A 16,072-nucleotide genomic window follows, 5' to 3' on the forward strand; every position below is an offset into this window, starting at 1 on the left:
AGATCAAGCGCCGGTTTTGACGCCGGTCACAGAACTGGCCTGAACCGCTAGACCACCCTGCAGGGTCAGAACCACCGCACCATCAGCGATCTGCGCTTCGATCACTTTGGAATAGGCGGCAGCCGGGGTTTCGGACACAAGCTTACCGTTGCGATAACTTTCCAGAGTCGCCGTGAAATTGCCCTCAGGCAAAGGGTTGCCCTGCGCATCCGTCCCGGCCCAGACAAATTCAGCCTGGCTGGCGGGCAGGGTCGTGCGGCTGACCTCATTCCCCTGATCGTCGCGCACGACCAGCGTGACCTCCTCCGCCTGTGGGTCGGGCTGGGCGAACAGCGTCATCGGGGCCGCGTCAAAGTGAAATCCTGCGCTGCTGCGCACATCCATGCCGACCCAGTTGGTCAGTTCCTCAAGATTGACGCTGCCCAGTGCCGTGGCCAGAGAGGACAGCAGATCATTGGTCTGGACCTGCTGCTCGACCATCGAGAACTGCGCCAGTTGCGATGCGTAATCCGATGCATCCATCGGCTCTAACGGGTCCTGATTCTGCGCCTGCGTTGTCATCATGAGCAGGAACGTCTCAAAATCCGAGGTCACTGCTGCGGATTTAGACGCAGGGCCGGGCTGAGCGGCTGGCTGGACGGAATGGGTTAGTGTGATCATGTGTTAAAGCCTCATATCAATACCGGTGCCCGGGGTGCTGCGCTGTGGATGGGTGGGCCCGCTGGCCTCAGCGAAATCCGTTTCTATGGCCTGTCCCGGCCGGGAGTCGGGGTGATCCTGATGCGACCAGGATGAGGTTCCCAGATCCAGTGACATGTCACCAAATCCCAGTTTCTGAAACTCTGCCGTCAGAACCGCGATGTGCCGGCGCATCAGGTCCAGCGTTTCCGGGCGGTCCGCCGTGATCGCCAGATGCAACCCGTCGTCTCGTCCGTTCAGAACAATCGACACCCTGCCTAGTTCCTCGGGGTTCAGAGCGATCTCGACCGCGCCGGACGCGGGCCGCGCAGTGATTGCAGCTGCCATCTGACCGGCAATTGCCCGCGAGATCTCCGCCCGCGCAACCGCCGAGGCCGCGTTCGGTTGCGGGGCGATGTCGCGCGTGTGCTGAGTTGTCGGCTCGGAGCGGGCGTTGCCAAGCCCCTCACCTTCGGAGACCTGTAGAGCGTCTTCCGATTCTGCGGATTTCAGGGATGCGGTCAGCTGCAACTGCGCGGCTGTCGCTGGGTGAACCGGTATGGCGACCTTGGGAGATGCGGCCTGTGCCGCGGCGGTCTGTGGACCGCCGGACCTGACGTCGACATCCGGGACGGGTCCCTCCAGAGTCTTCGCGGGAAGGGGCTTATTGCTCACCATACCCAGTTCAACCTGTGGCCTTTGTAGGGTTTCGGCCTGCGTCAGACCGGTGATGAATGGTGCTTCCGACTCAGTCTGTGTTGGCGCGGACGTGTAGGCGCGCGGCTTGTTTGATGGGATGGGTGGCTCGGCCTGGCCAGTCGCCGTCGCTGCTTCAATCGGCCCCTGAACCTCGGGGGGCTGATCATCGCCTCCAGGCATTGCTACAGGCGCCGCCGCAACCTCGGACCGGATGGGTTGCGTCTCAGTCAGCGCATCGGGAACAGGTGCGGTGTCACGCTCTACCGGTTCGGTTTCGGCGTCCGCAAGGGTCGGCAACGCAGTCTCTGCCTCGGTTCCAACAGACCCCGACAATGGTTCGAGGTCCAGCAAACCCTGAAAATCTGTGGACGCTTCACCCTCACCATTGTGCCGGTGCGGCGCAGCGGGCTTCGCCGCCGTGGTTGGTGCTGCTGTCATCAGTGTAAGAGGGTTGGGCATTTGGCTCCGGCTCCGTCTGGTCTGACTGCAAACCTGCCCGCAGGAAGTTACGTTTATTTTAACTGCTTTCGCCTTTGATCGAAAAAGTTCGATGCAATTTTCGGAGAAAGCAATGAAGGTTTCCGCCCCCCCTCCGATGGCGCTGATGCCATCCCCCCCGGACAAGCTGCGCGCCGCAGCAGTTGAGCTTGAGGCCGCTTTTCTGGCCGAAATGTTGAAATCCGCTGGTCTTGGCAAAACGCGACAGGCTTTCGGCGGCGGGGCTGGAGAAGATCAGTTCGCGTCCTTCCTGGTGCAACATCAGGCGCGGCAACTGGCACAATCCGGCGGCGTCGGTTTGTCTGAGGTCATTTTCAACTCATTGATGGAGAAGTCCAATGACGGCTGACCTCGATCTGACACTGATAAAGTCGCTGGAAGAATTGTTGGATTTGGAGCGTACGGCGCTTGTCGATGGTGATCTTGATCGTCTCACCCACATGGTGCCGGAAAAGGAAAAGCTGATCGGGGCGATCAACGATCTGCAGGTTCGGGACAGCGCGCAGCTGATTCGGGTGCAGAAAAAGGTCGAACGCAATCAGGCCCTGCTGAACAGCGCCGCCGAAGGGATTCGCGCCATCGCCGCGCGGATGGCCGAGTTGCGGCGGGTTCGGCAGGAATTCAGCACCTATGGGGCCGATGGGCAACGCAGTGGGTTCACCGTGCGCGGCGCGCCCAAGCTGGAAAAACGGGCATAGGGGCCGGTTTGATTCAAATCTGAAATTTCCGGGCGGGGCGTCTTAGCACTCCGTTAGGAGGTCGGGGCCAAAAGTGGGCCTGCACCTGAAAACAGCAGGTGGCGCGAATGGCCTTACGGCATGTCGCACAGGTCAGAAAGACGCCAAGGCCCGCGCAGCGCGCGGGGTGAACTCGGGCAAAATGGCCCAAATCTGAAAGGATGACATCTATGTCCAGCATTCTGACAAACAATGGCGCAATGGTTGCGCTGCAGACCCTGAAATCGGTCAACAAGAACCTTGCGACAACCCAGAACGCGATCTCGACCGGTAAGGACGTGGCGACCGCCAAGGACAACTCGGCGGTTTGGGCGATCTCGAAAGTGATGGAGTCGGACGTCAAGGGCTTCAACGCCATCAAGGACAGCCTCGCGCTGGGGGAATCGACTGTCGCCGTGGCGCGGAACGCTGCGGAAACCGTCACGGACCTTCTGAACCAGATGAAAGGCAAGATCGTCGCGGCGCAGGAAGACAATGTGGATCGCGGCAAGATCAACGATGACGTGACGGCTCTGAAAGATCAGATCAATTCGGTTGTCGGCGCAGCGCAGTTCAACGGTCTGAATCTGGTTGACGGGTCCGCGGGGTCTGCCTCGATTCTTGCTTCGCTGGATCGGGACAACGCCGGTACGGTCACGGCCTCGTCGATCACCGTGGCCGGTCAAGACCTGTCCACCGGGGGGTACACGGCGGCGCAGGTCTTTGATGGCTCGACCGGCGCATCGACCGGCAATGACCGGGTGGGGGCCACCATCGACAATGGAGCGACCTCGGCAACGGCTCTGGTGACGGATGAATCCAGCGGTGCGTTCGCGGCGGGTGATAAGGTTGTCGTGGCCATTGACGACCAGGTTGTCTCTTACACCGTGTCCGCAGCCGATGCTGCAGCGACCACAACCGGTGACCTTGTTGCCGTTGGTCTGAAAGCCAAAATCGAAGAGTTGGGAATCACCGGCCTGACCGTTGATTACGACTCGGGCACGCAGGGTACGTTGTCGGTCACCAACGGTACGGGTGACGACATCTCGTTCTCGGCTCAGTACGTGAACGCGGGCTCTGGTGGTCTGGGCGCGCTGACCGGTGTTGATGTTTCGACCGGTGCCGGGGCGACGGCCGCTCTGGCAACCATTGAAACGCTGATCGACACCTCGATTGACGCGTCCGCCGCCTTTGGCTCGTCGCAGGGCCGGATCGAGACCCAGAAAGAGTTCATCTCGAACCTGGCGGATTCGTTCAAATCGGGGATCGGCTCGCTGGTCGACGCCGATATGGAGGAGACCTCGGCCCGTCTGCAAGCGTTGCAGGTGCAGCAGCAGCTGGCGACCCAATCGCTGTCGATTGCCAACCAGGCACCGCAGTCGATCCTGTCGCTGTTCCGCTAAATCTGGAACCGGATCGGGGCGCGGCTACCGCGCCCCGGTTTTGACCGCCTGAAGACGGCCCATAGGAAGGATTGCACGTGACACCGCAAACGCTCGCCCCTAACGCCTACGCACAGACCGCCGCCCCGATCCGCACGCCGCGGGACACGGAATATGAGGCGATCTCAAAAATCACCCGCCGTCTGAAGGCAGCGGCTGCCCGACAAAAGGCGGATTTCGCTGGGTTTGTTCAGGCCGTGCATGAAAACCGGCGTCTGTGGACCATTCTGGCCACCGGTGTTTCGGATTCCGCAAATGCGCTGCCCAATGACCTGCGCGCACGGATTTTCTATCTGGCCGAGTTCACGGAGCAACACAGCAGTCAGATACTGGCCAATAACGCGACGGTTGATCCCTTGCTTGAAATCAACACCGCCGTTCTGCGCGGGCTGCGCCAAGCGGGGGCCATGTAATGAGCGGTCTGGTCCTTAAGCTTGCACCGAAAGAACGGGTGCTGATCAACGGGGTGGTGATTGAAAACGGCGACCGCCGCAGCCGCTTCTCGATCATGACGCCGCAGGCGAATGTCTTGCGGCTAAAAGATGCCATTCATCCGGATGAGGTCAACACGCCGGTCCGGCGCGTGTGCTATGCCGCTCAGCTTGTCCTGTCCGGAGAAATGGAGCCCGGTCAGGCCCGGCAACAATTGCTGCGCCGGGTTGAGGAACTGAGCCAGGTTTTCACCGATGCAGACAGTCGCCGCGCCCTGGCCGAAGCGACCGATGCGTTAGTGGGAGAGCACTACTATAAATGCCTGAAATCCTTGCGGTCGCTTTTGCCCCGGGAAGAGCGGCTGATGGCCTATCAGCAATGAATTTTCAGCCTGTCATACCATCGGGCGGTCTGGTCGGCTGGCGGTTTCTGCAGCGGACTTATGATGCACAGCTTCAGAGTTTTGCGTCGTCGAATGTCAACGAGCGCGAAACCAAGTATTTTCTGGACAATATCAGCAAGGTTGAGACGGCAGAGGATATGGTTTCAGATCGCCGGTTGCTGCAGGTCGCGCTGGGTGCATTCGGGTTGGAGGATGATCTCAACAATCGCTTTTTCATTCAGAAGATCCTGGAAGATGGCACAAAAGCGCAGGACGCGTTGGCCAACCGGTTGTCGGACAAACGGTATCGTGAATTTTCCGACGCGTTTGGTTTCGGTCCCGGTGAGGTCAGGAAAACCGGCTTGATCACAAACATGGAGAAGGTCGCGCAGGACAATCTGGTCACCCGGTTCGAGGTTTCGGTAGGGGAGTCGGATGAGACGATGCGCATCTCGCTATACGCTCAGCATAGGCTGGCTGAACTGGCCCAGAGTGACACAAGCTTGGATACGAAGTGGTTCGATCTGATGGGCTTGCCGCCGCTGCGCAGCATGATGGAAACCGCACTCGGCCTGCCGCCGTCTTTTGCGCAGCTGGACCTCGATACGCAGTTGGTTGAATTCAAAGACAGGTTATCGCGGCTCACCGGCTCAGATGATCTGGCGCAGTTTGTGGATGAGGATGCTATCGGGAAATTCACCGATACCTATCTGGCGCGCAGTCAGATCGCTCAATTGCAGAACACGGTTTCCCCGGCGCAGACGGCTTTGATTTTGTTGGGGACAGCAGGTTAAGCGCGCGATAGATGCGCGCTCAAGGTGTCTCATCCGTGACAAACGCCCTCGGCCTCCGAACCGGCGGTGAATCGGGTCTAAGCGGCTTGCTTGCTGTCAGGCGTCAAGAACCGCATCCGCGGAAGTTCGCAACGCATAGCTGGTGACGGGTTGTGACACGTTATGCAGCTTGACCTCGCCCAGTGGCAACGCGTTGGAGCACGCGGGCGCGATGTCTTCGGACACAACGATACGGTGGCTGACGGTTTTGCCATATTCCCCCAGCCGGGCGGCGATATTGGCGGCCTGACCGATGACTGTGAAATCGAGACGTTCGCGCGAACCCACATTGCCATAGGTCACGCGGCCATAGGCGACACCGATCGAGCAATCGCAATGAACGTCGCCTCCGGTTTCGCGCAGCTCGCCTAGTTTTTCGACGATTCCAATTGCTGTGCGTTGCGCATTGGCCCGCGCCGCGCCTTCGTTTTCGCCCGAGGGGAACACCGCCAGCACAGCGTCGCCGATGAATTTCAGAACCTCGCCGCCGTTGTCATGCACGATTTCCGACACCGTTTCAAAAAACCCATTCAGCACGTTGATATAGGCGGTGCGGCCCAGCCGTTCCTCAAGACTGGTCGAGTTGCGCAGATCACAGAACATGATCGCGGCGTCGATCTCATCGCCGTCGCCGCGCCGGATCTCACCGCCCAGCACCCGCGCGCCCGAGCGTTTGCCCACATAGGTTTCCAGCAAAACCTGCGCGTTTTCGCGCTGCATGAAGACCTCGTAGTAGCGCGCGATCACGGTCGAGCATTCAAAGACCAGCCCCAGATTCTCGGTGGTGAAACCCTCGGGATGGTCGCAAGTCAGGGTCAGCACATTGGTTCGCCCGTCCGAGAACGGCAGCGGCATGGCCACGTAATCGGTTGCCCCCTTGGCGCGCAGGTCCTCGATGATGGGAAAGCTGTTATGAGGATTGTCGTCGTTCACTCGCTGACGGACCCCGCCCAACCCGTTCGAGACGTGCCGCAGCGGGCTGTTGATGAAAGCCGGGTGATCGTAAATCTCATAGGTTGGCGCACGGGTCAGGATCTCGGCCTGATCTTTTTCCCAGATATAGTGTTTGCCCGCGATCAGAGGGTGCAAAGACCATGCCAGAATGCTCAGCCGCTGAATGGCGATGCCGTGTTCCAGCATCTTCTCGGCCAGCGCCTTGGTAAAGGCCTCGGGCGTGTCGGACAGTGACGCCCCGCGCATCAGCCAGTCGATCAGAGGCCCGCTTATATTCCCGTCATCGGGTTCGCGCAGGCGGTTTTCGCCCAGATCAATTTCGGTATAGGCGCTGGATAGAAATCCGATATGGCCTTGAATGGCCACGCTTTCGGGCAGCGCCTCTTCATAGGCCCAAACGCAATTGGCCAGTTGCTCACCCGGCAGGTCGATATCGTGGTAGGTTGCAGTGCCCTTGAACGGGCAAAAGGTCTGCAGCTCGGTTTCTTCGCTCAGTTCGACGCGCACGTCCTTGCGCGGGATGTAGATCGTCGGCGGCAGCCGCGTTTCATACATCACCTTGGCGTCTTCGCTTTCGGCCAACAGGATATCATTGCGGTAGATGGCGATCCTGCCATTCAGCCGCTCTACTGAAATCTCGTAACCTTTGAGTTTAGGTGTGGCGTGGACGTTCATCATCGACCTCCCTTGCCCGGAGTCTTTCTAGAATGGGTCTTTGGGGCCGGTATTCCAAGGGTGAATTGCGAAATTTACCAAACGGAGCCGATGCGAAACACGCCGTCAGACCATTTGGATAACGTCCTTTTCGATGGACAGCATATAGCCCTTTTTTGCGATATTCTTGACCAGCAACTCGCTGACCATCTGGTTCCCCAGCGCATCGCGCAGCCGCTTGATGCGCGTGGCCCCGGCGGCCTCGTCACAATCGGCGGCATCGCGGCCCGAGATCATCGCCTCGATCTGGGCACCGGACAGCACCTCATCATCCAGTCGGGATTCGGCCAGAACCGACAGGGTTTCCATCGCGGCAGAGGTCAGTTTGAAATCCATGTTGTTGAGGTAAACGGTGTTTTCCTCGCGGCTTATCAGTAGTGAGGTGACCTGAATGCCGGTGCGTTCGATCTGCGCCATGCGTCGGTTCAGCAGGACCAGCATCACCAGAAACACCAGCGCCGAGATCATCATGGCGCAGGCAAAAACCAGCAGCACGTAAATCACCATGCGATAGCTGGACAGCGTGTCGGCAAAGGCGGTGCCGGATTGCGCAAGAATTTCCAGCAACCGGATCTCGGCCTGCGAGGTCAGGTCGCTTTCCACGAACAACCGCTCGACCCGCATGTTGAAGGCGTTGGCATCGGGCAGGGTTGCGAACAGGAACACCGCAGCGGTGATTAGAATCACGACGATGGCGGCAAGACCCAGACCAACCAGCCGAACGCCGGATCGCCGCGCCTCAGTAACGGAGATAGAATTTTCCGGCATTGGCCTTCCTTTGATCCAACCCTTCCGGCCCGAACACGGACTGGACGTTCAGCAAGGTCCAGCCGGATGCGCGCAGGCGCTGGGCGACCTCTTTCTTTGCCTGCCCCTTGTTGCAGGACGACACCTGCATGACGCCGTAATGCAGGCGCAGCGGATTGTCCTGCTTGGCCTTGTAATCCGCATAGCAATCCGCGGCTGAGGCTGCAGAGCCAACCGATATCAGCGCCACCACGGCCAGAGAAGAGATGATCTGTTTCATAGGCCGCATCCTGCGCATGGGTTGGCTGGATATTCAATAACCCAAGGGGTTTGCGGGGCCTGATATCGGATAACAAATCCCCGTTATTGCTTGTCTGGCGGGGGTGGGCCCAGTGTCGGGGTAACACATATGCGGCCCGAGGCAGGTCGCCCAAACACCCGAAAGGACAGGTGCCATGCATAAGAAATTTATCGCTCTGATCATCGCGGCGGCCGTTGCCGTAACGGGGATTTCAGCCTCGCAAGCGCGGGCGGCGGATACCGGGGATATCCTGACCGGACTGGCCGCGATTGCGATCCTGGGGGCTGCTGTCAACCACTACAGCAAAGACAAGCGTGAGGACAAAGTCGAGCGGCACTACCACAATCACGTGTACAAGCCGCACAAGATAAAGCGCCACAAGGCCAAGCCGCTGCCCAAACGCGTGAAGCGCTACAACATCCCGCAGCGCTGCCTGCGCACTTACCAAGGATATGGCAATCGCCCGCTGCTGGGGACGAAATGCCTGAACAAGCATTACAAACATGCCAACAGCCTGCCGCAACAATGCAAGGTCGGTTTCTGGAATGGCCACAAGGTGAAGCGGGCATATGAACCCGCATGCCTGCGCCATCACGGATACCGTGTGGTTTACTAGTACCCTTTTCGAGCAGGAGCGGTGCCACAGAAGCACCGTTATGGGAGAGGGCGGCGCAAGCCGCCCTCTCTTTTTTGCTTGCGATGCCGGGCGAAACGCGGTTTGCCCGGAGTATGAGCTTGCCGAATTTTGATCTGGAACAGGCGTTGCTGTCGCGTGGCCATACCCGCATCGCAGGGGTGGACGAGGTCGGGCGCGGCCCTCTGGCCGGGCCGGTGGTGGCCGCCGCTGTCATCCTGAACCCGCAGGACATTCCCGAAGGGTTGAACGATTCGAAGGCATTGACCGCTAAGCGGCGTCTGGCATTGGACGAGGCCCTGCGCGCGCGGTCCGAATTCGCCGTGGCTGAGGCGTCGGTGGCGGAAATTGATGAGTTGAACATCCTGCGCGCTTCGCATCTGGCGATGGTGCGGGCGGTGGCGGCGCTGGACCCGGCCCCGGATTTCCTGCTGATCGACGGGAACATGATTCCGCGCGGCATGAAGATCCCGTCTCAGGCGGTGGTCAAAGGGGATGCGCGGTCAGTGTCGATTGCGGCGGCCTCGATCCTCGCGAAAAACTGGCGCGATGACCTGATGGTGGATTTAGCGCAACAGCATCCCGGCTACGGGTGGGAGACAAATGCAGGCTATCCGACAAAAATGCATCGCGAGGCGCTGCGAAATCTCGGCGTGACCCCACATCATAGACGTTCCTTCAAACCGGTCCACAATATCTTGTATCAAGAGTAAATCGTAAGTCGCTGATTCAAAAAAGAATTTGACGGCGAATCGTCTTTGACTCATCCTTGTCTCAACCAAATGAGCGCAAAAGCGCCGTGGACACTTGAGGCAGTGATATGACAACGACCACCAAAAAGGGCGCAAAAGCGCTCCCTTTAAACACGATCCTATCCGGGGACTGCATCGAAGCGATGAACAGTCTACCCGAGGCGTCGGTTGACCTGATTTTCGCGGACCCGCCCTATAATTTGCAGTTGAAAGGTCAGTTGCACCGGCCCGACAATTCTCAGGTGGATGCGGTTGACGATCATTGGGATCAGTTTTCCAGCTTCGGGGCCTATGACCAGTTCACCCGCGAGTGGCTGAAAGCGGCGCATCGTCTGCTGAAGCCCAATGGCGCGATTTGGGTAATCGGGTCGTATCACAACATCTTTCGCGTGGGCTCGGCCTTGCAGGACGCCGGGTACTGGATTCTGAACGACGTGGTGTGGCGCAAGTCGAACCCGATGCCGAACTTCCGCGGCAAGCGCTTTACCAACGCGCATGAGACGATGATCTGGGCCAGCAAGCGCGAAGGCGCGAAATACACCTTTAACTACGAAGCGCTGAAAGCCCTGAACGAAGGCGTACAGATGCGCAGCGACTGGGTGCTACCGATCTGCACCGGGCATGAGCGCCTGAAGGATGAAAACGGCGACAAGGCGCATCCGACGCAGAAGCCGGAATCGCTGCTGCATCGGGTCCTGATCGGCTCGACCAATCCCGGCGATGTGGTGCTGGACCCGTTCTTTGGCACTGGCACAACCGGGGCCGTCGCCAAGATGCTGGGGCGTGAGTTCATCGGGATCGAACGCGAAAAGAGCTATCGCAAGGTCGCCGAGAAGCGCATCGCCAAGGTCCGCAAATTCGACCGCGAGGCGCTGGAGGTCAGCGCCAGCAAACGTGCCGAGCCGCGCGTACCCTTTGGTCAGCTGGTCGAACGCGGAATGTTGCGGCCGGGTGAGGAACTCTATTCCATGAACCAGCGCCACAAGGCCAAGGTGCGCGCTGATGGCACGCTGGTGGGCGACAACGTCAAGGGCTCGATCCATCAGGTCGGCGCGCATCTGGAAAACGCGCCCTCCTGCAATGGCTGGACCTATTGGTGCTTCAAGCGCGATGGCAAGACCGTGCCCATCGACGTGCTGCGCCAGCAGATAAGGGCCGAGATGCACAACTGATTTCACTTACACCGCCGGTGCCTGTGGCCTGACACAAGGCACTACGCCTTGCCCCGCCGTTCTCGGCGGGGTCTTTTGTTTTCGCCCTATTGGTGATTGCATAAGGCACCCCTGACAGACCCCGCGAAAGGCGCAGGCCATGACTGACAGCACCGCAGGCGACTCCCGCTTCGGCAGGTTCTTTGTCACCCAGCCGGACAAGTACAACCTGGACAACAAATATACCGAAGCGGTCCTTGAACGGCACAAACGCGAAGGGCTAGAGCTTGCCGTGCGCGCCCGGTGGATCGCGATGGGCTTGACCGGGGTTCTGCTGATCTATCTGAACCCGCACCCCGAGGTGTTGTGGTATCACTTCATCCTGCTGCTGATCTGCGGCAACGGCTGGCTTATCCGTCGCGCGGGCCGGGTCGGGCAATCGCGGACCGAGCTGTTGCTGATTTTCGTCGATCTTCTGATCATGACGCTGGGCATGATCGTTCCCAACCCGTTCAGTGACGATGTGCGGCCTCTGGCCATGCAGTACCGGTTCGATAACTTCCAGTATTTCTTCATCATCCTGGCGGCGGGTACGCTGGCCTATTCCTGGCGCACGGTGATCGCCATTGGCTCCTGGACCGCCATGATGTGGACCGCCGGTTGCATCATCGCGTGGTGGGTGGCGACCCCGATCCCGGGTATTAGTGAGCGGGTGGCAGAGGCGTTGCAGGGCTACCCGGATGTGGCGGACCTGATGGATCCGAACAGTTTCATGGTGTCTCAGCGCATTCAGCAGGTCATCGTCTTCGTGATGGTGGCGGTGACGCTTGGGGTCTCGCTGCGGCGGCTGAACAACCTGCTGATGACCAATGCAGGACTGGAACGCGAAAGGGCGAACCTGTCGCGCTATTTTTCACCCAATGTGGTCGAGGAACTGAGCCAGAATGACGAGCCGCTGAAACAGGTGCGCAAGGAAAACATCGCCGTTCTGTTCATCGATATCGTCGGGTTCACCCGGTTTTCAGCCGGTCGCGATCCGTATGAGGTAATCGAGATTCTGCGCGGGTTTCATGCTCGGATGGAGACTGAGGTGTTCCGGCATCATGGCACCTTGGACAAATATTTGGGCGACGGGTTGATGGCGACCTTTGGCACACCGGTGCCGACGCCACAGGATGCGACCAATGCGATCTCTTGCGCGCGGGCGATGGTTGCGGCCATCGAGCGTTGGAACACCGAGAGACGTCGGGCTGGAGAGCCTGAAATCAACGTCGGGATCGGCGTTCACTACGGGCCTGTCGTGCTGGGTGACATAGGGGCCAACCGACTGGAATTTGCGGTGATCGGCGACGCGGTGAACGTGGCGGCCAAGCTGGAGGCGATGACGCGTTCGCTGGGGACCCGTGTTGTCATCAGCGACGCCCTGCGCGATCAGGCGGCCAGCGAAGGCCCGGCAGCGCAGGCACTGATCGAGGGGTTTGAGTCTCGCGCTGCGCTGGATGTGCGCGGCGTCGAAGGCCCGATGGATGTGTGGGTGATCTGAGCCCCTCCCGCCGGTCAGAGCCGCATCTGCAGATGCGGCGCCTTCCGTTGGGCCGGGCAGCGCGCTGGCGCGCGCTGCGGTCACGCATTTGGCTGCGGGTTGAGCGCCTTGTTGTACGGGTGCCAATCTGTGATCTCGGGGTAGTAGTGCCGACGCCATGCTCGTACCCGAGGGTTCATGACCCGACGCCACAGGGGCGGGATCATCGCGGCCACGGTCATGACGGGATAGCCATAGGGCAGTTGCGGTGCGGCATCCGGCGCGTGGTGTTGCAGCAGCGGAAAGCGGCGGTTCGGTTTGTAATGATGGTCTGAGTGCCGCTGCAGATTGATCAGCAGCCAGTTTGAGGCCTTTTGCGAGGCATTCCACGAGTGGCGCGGCAGGACATGTTCGTATTTTCCCTCGCCCATATGTTTCCGCGTGAGGCCGTAATGCTCGACATAGTTGACCAGTTCCAGTTGCCAGATGGCGACACCGGCCTGCAGTAGGAACAGGCCCAACCCCGACCAGCCTCCGACCAACAGCGCCAGCAGCATCATTCCGCCTTGTAGCGCCCAGTATCGCCAGAACGGGTTCGCGGCGTCGGTCCAAGGGCAGCCTTTTCGCGCCAGTTTGGCCTGCTCGGCGGTGAAGGCCGACGTCAGACATTGCCACAGAACGCGGGGGTAGAAGCGGTGGAAGCCCTCGTTATAGCGGGCCGTGACCGGATCGCGTGGGGTGCCGACATAGCGGTGATGGACCAGCAGGTGTTCGGACCGGAAATGGGAATAAAGCACCATGGCCAGAAGGATATCGCCCAGCCAGCGCTCGAACCGGGATTTCTGGTGCATCAACTCGTGGCTGTAGTTGATGCCGATCGTGCCCGAGATCACGCCCATGCCGAAGAACAGCCCGATTTTTCCCGCGGTTATCAGATGGTCGGCGCGGGTTGCGTACCAGATCAGGCCGTAAAGGGTCAAAAACTGGACCGGCACCCACAGCTTGGTCAGCAGGATGTACCAGCGCAAAACCCCATCGGGTGTCTCGGGGTCCGCGTTTTGCAGGTTCAGCCCCGTTAAACGGTCGAGCACAGCAAACGCCCACCACGTGGACAGGGGCACCAGCAACACCCAAGCGCCGCCCGCCACGGCTGTTGCCCAGATCAGGGGGATCAGCAGAAAAGACAGCCAGAACGGCAGCGCCGAGTGCCAGCGAGACAGGGTGTCTGATGCGATCATTGCGATGCTCCGAAAAGTGCAGTCAGCCTAACCTTGGCCAACCGATTTGCACAGCGGCCTATTGGCCGCGCCAGAGGTCATGGGCCTTGCGCATCACAGTGGGCAGGTCGCCGGGTTTGAAACTGTGTTTGTCCAGAAAGGTCAGGCCTTCGGGGTGCAAACCTTCGGGCAATTCTGCGGTCCATATGCTTAACACAAGGTGAAAATGCGTGAAAGTGTGCCGTACCTCTCCCGGCAGAATGCGCCAATTGGCGGGAAAGGGCGGTGCCTCGGACGGGGTGTCGGACCAGTCCGAGCCGGGCCAGCCCAGCATGCCGCCCAGCAGACCTTTGTCGGGGCGGCGTTCCAGCAGCATTGCGCCAGTGGCGCTACGGGCTATGTAAACATGCCCGAACCGGGTGGGTTTGGGCTTTTTCGGAGTTTTCTTGGGCAAATCAGCCTGAGTCCCGGCCACCCGCGCAAGGCACGGATCACGCAACGGGCAAATACCGCAGGCCGGGGATTTTGGCGTGCAGATGGTCGCGCCCAGATCCATCACCGCCTGCGCGTAATCGCCGGGCCGCTGCGCCGGGGTCAGCGCTGCGGCCTTGTCCTTGAGCACAGGCTTTGACCCCGGCAGAGGGTCGTGGATATCGAAAAGTCGGGCCATGACCCGCTCGACATTGCCGTCCAGCACCGTCTCGGGCCGGGCAAAGGCAATGGCCGAGATCGCAGCGGCGGTGTAAGGCCCGATGCCCGGAAGCTGTAACAGCGCATCATAGGTTTCGGGGAAGCGCCCGCCATGCGCATCCGCCACCACCCGCGCGCATTTCAGCAGGTTGCGGGCGCGGGCGTAATATCCAAGCCCGGCCCATTCGCCCATCACCTGATCGTCTGGCGCGGCTGCAAGCGCTTCGACGGTTGGCCAGCGGGTCGTGAAGCGGGTGAAGTAATCGCGCACGGCGGCCACCGTCGTCTGTTGCAACATCACCTCGGACAGCCAGACGCGATAGGGGTCGGGCTGCATCCCGGCCCTGCGATCCGCCGGACCCACGCGCCACGGCATGTCTCGCGCATGGCGGTCGTACCAGTCGAGCAGAGCCCCGCTCACGTCAAATTCACCGATGTCACGCAAGTTTTATTCATCTCTCTGTCGGGTTTCGCTGGCACCTGCCAGTCTGCCCATTACAATAGTGGCGCAGGAGTTGGAAACCAGATGCAGCGCAGACGTTCTTCGACCCGCGGGTTCAAACGCACCGCGACTTTGCTGAACGACCAGATTCGGCGCGCCGGGGAAACCCGCGGCTTTGCCGTATCGCGCCTGCTGACCCATTGGGCCGAGATTGTCGGACAGGACACCGCCGCCATCGCCCGCCCGGTGAACGTGGGCTATGGCCGGGGCGGTATGGGCGCAACGCTGACCGTGCTGACCACCGGGCCGCAGGCCCCGATGCTGGAGATGCAAAAGGACCAGCTGCGCCACAAGGTGAACGCGGTCTACGGCTACAACGCCATAAGCCGCATTCGCATCACCCAGACCGCTCCGACCGGATTTGCCGAGGGGCAGGCCAGTTTCGACCACAAGCCGAAACAGGCGAAACCTGAAATTGCACCTGAAATCGCAGCCGAGGCTGACAATGTGTCGCGCGACGTAAACGACAGTGATTTGCGCGCCGCCCTTGAACGCCTCGGACGCAACGTTTTATCAAAACGGAAACGCTGAGAAAGGGCCGAGAATGAGCCGTATTGCAACCGTAATCTGTGCGGCTGTCGCCGTGGCCGCAGGCGGCTACTGGCTGTCGCAGTCGAACTCTTCCCCCGCTTACCCGCTGGTAAGCAGCGCCGAAGCGCAGGAGGCTGATCTGGACACCTCGACCATCGTCGAGATGGTTCAGGGGGCCGAGGATGCGCCGGTGGAGATCATCGAATACGCATCCTACACCTGTCCGCATTGCGCGAATTTCCATCAGGGGGCGTATAAGCAGCTCAAGAAGGATTTCATCGATACCGGGAAGGTCAAGTTCATCTATCGCGAGGTGTATTTTGACCGCTATGGCCTGTGGGCCTCGATGGTGGCGCGCTGTGGTGGCCCCGAGAAGTTCTTTGGCATTTCCGATCTGATCTACGAAGGCCAGTCCGAATGGACCCAAGCCGGTGGCCCGGCCGAGATCGTGGATGAGTTGCGCAAGATCGGACGTCTTGCCGGGATCGACAATGACCAGCTAGAGGCCTGCCTGCAGGACGGCACCCGCGCGCAGACGCTGGTGGCCTGGTATCAGGAAAATGCCGAGCGCGACGGGGTGCAGGCGACGCCCTCTTTCGTTGTGAACGGCAAAAAGGTCTCGAACCAGTCCTACGAAGACTTCAAGGCGCTGATCGAAGAGGAACTGGGCAGCTAAG

General features: G+C 60.1%; 19 protein-coding genes. 12 read left to right on the forward strand and 7 right to left on the reverse strand.

All coding sequences use genetic code 11. The features are described 5' to 3' along the window. Nucleotides 1-3 precede the first annotated feature (3 nt). Nucleotides 4-660: a flagellar hook capping FlgD N-terminal domain-containing protein gene (locus ACR0NJ_RS03840; RefSeq protein ID WP_480815810.1), complete on the reverse strand. Its 657-nt coding sequence runs from the start codon at nt 658-660 to the stop codon at nt 4-6. Between the two features lie 3 nt (nt 661-663). After that, nucleotides 664-1,836: a flagellar hook-length control protein FliK gene (locus ACR0NJ_RS03845; protein ID WP_480815811.1), complete on the reverse strand. Its 1,173-nt coding sequence runs from the start codon at nt 1,834-1,836 to the stop codon at nt 664-666. Between the two features lie 112 nt (nt 1,837-1,948). Here ACR0NJ_RS03845 and ACR0NJ_RS03850 point away from each other — a divergent pair, with 112 nt between their 5' ends. From ACR0NJ_RS03850 to ACR0NJ_RS03875, 6 genes are all read left to right on the forward strand, one after another. Further along, entirely contained in the window at nt 1,949-2,224 is a 276-nt protein-coding gene (locus tag ACR0NJ_RS03850; protein WP_480815812.1) for a rod-binding protein, read from the forward strand. Beyond that, on the forward strand, nt 2,214-2,573 hold the full coding sequence (locus ACR0NJ_RS03855; RefSeq protein ID WP_480815813.1) for a flagellar biosynthesis protein FlgN: 360 nt from the start codon (nt 2,214-2,216) through the stop codon (nt 2,571-2,573). The genes ACR0NJ_RS03850 and ACR0NJ_RS03855 overlap by 11 nt, the downstream gene beginning before the upstream one ends. 209 nt (nt 2,574-2,782) lie before the next feature. Further along, entirely contained in the window at nt 2,783-3,994 is a 1,212-nt protein-coding gene (locus ACR0NJ_RS03860) for a flagellin N-terminal helical domain-containing protein (protein ID WP_480815814.1), read from the forward strand. A 77-nt stretch (nt 3,995-4,071) separates the two neighbouring features. Then, the gene (flaF, locus tag ACR0NJ_RS03865; protein WP_480815815.1) at nt 4,072-4,446 is read left to right on the forward strand and encodes a flagellar biosynthesis regulator FlaF; all 375 of its coding nucleotides are present in this window, start codon (nt 4,072-4,074) and stop codon (nt 4,444-4,446) included. Next, entirely contained in the window at nt 4,446-4,847 is a 402-nt protein-coding gene (flbT, locus tag ACR0NJ_RS03870) for a flagellar biosynthesis repressor FlbT (protein WP_480815816.1), read from the forward strand. The genes flaF and flbT overlap by 1 nt, the downstream gene beginning before the upstream one ends. Continuing rightward, entirely contained in the window at nt 4,844-5,641 is a 798-nt protein-coding gene (locus ACR0NJ_RS03875) for a DUF1217 domain-containing protein (RefSeq protein ID WP_480815817.1), read from the forward strand. Before flbT ends, ACR0NJ_RS03875 begins: the two co-directional genes overlap by 4 nt. A gap of 96 nt (nt 5,642-5,737) precedes the next feature. Here the strand turns inward: ACR0NJ_RS03875 and ACR0NJ_RS03880 are convergent, their stop codons facing one another. The 3 genes from ACR0NJ_RS03880 to ACR0NJ_RS03890 form a co-directional block, all read right to left on the reverse strand. After that, nucleotides 5,738-7,309 (reverse strand): DUF427 domain-containing protein, encoded by a 1,572-nt coding sequence (locus tag ACR0NJ_RS03880; RefSeq protein ID WP_480815818.1) that lies wholly within the window; start codon nt 7,307-7,309, stop codon nt 5,738-5,740. Nucleotides 7,310-7,414: 105 nt separating this feature from the next. After that, nucleotides 7,415-8,116, reverse strand: a complete 702-nt coding sequence (locus ACR0NJ_RS03885; protein WP_480815819.1) for a winged helix-turn-helix domain-containing protein — start codon at nt 8,114-8,116, stop codon at nt 7,415-7,417. After that, complete coding sequence (locus ACR0NJ_RS03890) at nt 8,088-8,375, reverse strand: hypothetical protein (protein ID WP_480815820.1); 288 nt, start codon at nt 8,373-8,375, stop codon at nt 8,088-8,090. The genes ACR0NJ_RS03885 and ACR0NJ_RS03890 overlap by 29 nt, the downstream gene beginning before the upstream one ends. 175 nt (nt 8,376-8,550) lie before the next feature. Between ACR0NJ_RS03890 and ACR0NJ_RS03895 the strand changes: the two genes are divergently transcribed. From ACR0NJ_RS03895 to ACR0NJ_RS03910, 4 genes are all read left to right on the forward strand, one after another. Next, the gene (locus tag ACR0NJ_RS03895) at nt 8,551-9,012 is read left to right on the forward strand and encodes a hypothetical protein (protein ID WP_480815821.1); all 462 of its coding nucleotides are present in this window, start codon (nt 8,551-8,553) and stop codon (nt 9,010-9,012) included. Nucleotides 9,013-9,125: 113 nt separating this feature from the next. Next, a complete protein-coding gene (locus ACR0NJ_RS03900; RefSeq protein ID WP_480815822.1) occupies nt 9,126-9,743 on the forward strand; it encodes a ribonuclease HII in 618 nt (205 codons plus the stop codon). Nucleotides 9,744-9,850: 107 nt separating this feature from the next. After that, nucleotides 9,851-10,954, forward strand: coding sequence for a DNA methyltransferase (locus ACR0NJ_RS03905; RefSeq protein WP_480815823.1), 1,104 nt, complete (start codon nt 9,851-9,853; stop codon nt 10,952-10,954). Nucleotides 10,955-11,093: 139 nt separating this feature from the next. Further along, nucleotides 11,094-12,476, forward strand: coding sequence for an adenylate/guanylate cyclase domain-containing protein (locus tag ACR0NJ_RS03910; RefSeq protein WP_480815824.1), 1,383 nt, complete (start codon nt 11,094-11,096; stop codon nt 12,474-12,476). Between the two features lie 80 nt (nt 12,477-12,556). Here ACR0NJ_RS03910 and ACR0NJ_RS03915 read toward each other — a convergent pair whose 3' ends face one another. Next, on the reverse strand, nt 12,557-13,693 hold the full coding sequence (locus ACR0NJ_RS03915; protein WP_480815825.1) for an alkane 1-monooxygenase: 1,137 nt from the start codon (nt 13,691-13,693) through the stop codon (nt 12,557-12,559). A gap of 58 nt (nt 13,694-13,751) precedes the next feature. Continuing rightward, nucleotides 13,752-14,807, reverse strand: coding sequence for an A/G-specific adenine glycosylase (mutY, locus tag ACR0NJ_RS03920; RefSeq protein WP_480815826.1), 1,056 nt, complete (start codon nt 14,805-14,807; stop codon nt 13,752-13,754). Between the two features lie 81 nt (nt 14,808-14,888). Between mutY and ACR0NJ_RS03925 the strand changes: the two genes are divergently transcribed. After that, complete coding sequence (locus tag ACR0NJ_RS03925) at nt 14,889-15,395, forward strand: DUF721 domain-containing protein (protein ID WP_480815827.1); 507 nt, start codon at nt 14,889-14,891, stop codon at nt 15,393-15,395. 13 nt (nt 15,396-15,408) lie between these two features. Further along, the gene (locus ACR0NJ_RS03930; RefSeq protein WP_480815828.1) at nt 15,409-16,071 is read left to right on the forward strand and encodes a DsbA family protein; all 663 of its coding nucleotides are present in this window, start codon (nt 15,409-15,411) and stop codon (nt 16,069-16,071) included. Nucleotide 16,072 lies beyond the last annotated feature (1 nt).

It is taken from the genome of Ruegeria sp. F11 (genome assembly GCF_056533855.1).